The 1,012-nt window shown below is 60.0% G+C and carries 1 pseudogene; it reads left to right on the top strand.

Features of this window, described 5'->3' with window-relative positions:
* Positions 1–399 precede the first annotated feature (399 nt).
* Positions 400–1,012: pseudogene (locus tag KG698_RS15365) on the top strand (IS1634 family transposase); the annotation flags it as partial.

The raw sequence follows: 1,012 nt of genomic DNA, 5'->3' as shown, positions 1-1,012 counted from the left end.
GCTCCGTTGCGCGACACCTCGTAAAACTGGATGTCGTCTTAGGTCGTAAAAGTAGGTGTCGCTTGACAACAGCAAACTGAAAGCATTGACCCAGGCCGAAAACTCCGAAACCATCACCGCAGATTAATGACAGCGACGCAATGAACAGCCGCCGACTATCTGTCCGGGACTTACCGAAACGACTGTCCGGGACTTAGTGAAATCACTGTCCGGTATTTCCGAAATCCGCACTCTGGGAATGGCCTTGTTCAAGCAAAACCGACATCGCCGTTCGTTCCTCATCTCGAAGATGACCCATCGTCCTTCCCCAGCAACCACTGCCGGGAAATCAATCAGGCCAAGGAGACACCTCGTAAACCTGGATGTCGCCATACGAACATTCTGAGGTGTCGCGCTACAATCGTCGCCTATGACCCCTCTCGTGCCGCTGAACAGGGCGAGCGGCGGCGCGCCCGCATTGCTGAGTTGGAGGACATGGCCGAGAAGATGGTTGGCAAGCTCGATGCCCAAGATGCCGGAAAGACCGCCAAGGGACGCCGCGCCTCCGACCGCGGGGCCTACAGCCGCTTCACCCGCGCCGTCGCGGACGCCGAACTCACCCGGTTCATCAAGGCTGATCTCAATGCGGATCGGTTCAGCTGGAGCGTCGATGACGACGCCATAGCCGAGGCCGAGCTCTTCGACGGCAAGCTCGCGCTGATCACAAATGCTCCCGACCTCACCGCCGCTGAGGCCGTCGCGCGCTACAAGGGCCTCGCAGACATCGAGCGCGGCTTCCGCGTTCTGAAATCCGACATTGAGATCGCGCCGGTTCACCACCGTCTGCCCGACCGCATCCGCGCGCACGCCATGATCTGCTTCCTGGCCCTCGTCCTCTACCGTGTCATGCGCATGCGGCTGAAGGCGAAAGGCTGTAGCGCCAGTCCGCGCACCGCCCTCGATCTGCTCGAGCGCATCCAGCGCCATACGACAAATATTGGCGAGCGGACCCTCAACGGTCTTTCGACGATCA

It is taken from the genome of Roseicyclus sp. (assembly GCF_018402035.1).
Taxonomy (GTDB): Bacteria; Pseudomonadota; Alphaproteobacteria; order Rhodobacterales; family Rhodobacteraceae; genus Roseicyclus.
This window is presented reverse-complemented; position numbering and strand designations above follow the sequence as displayed.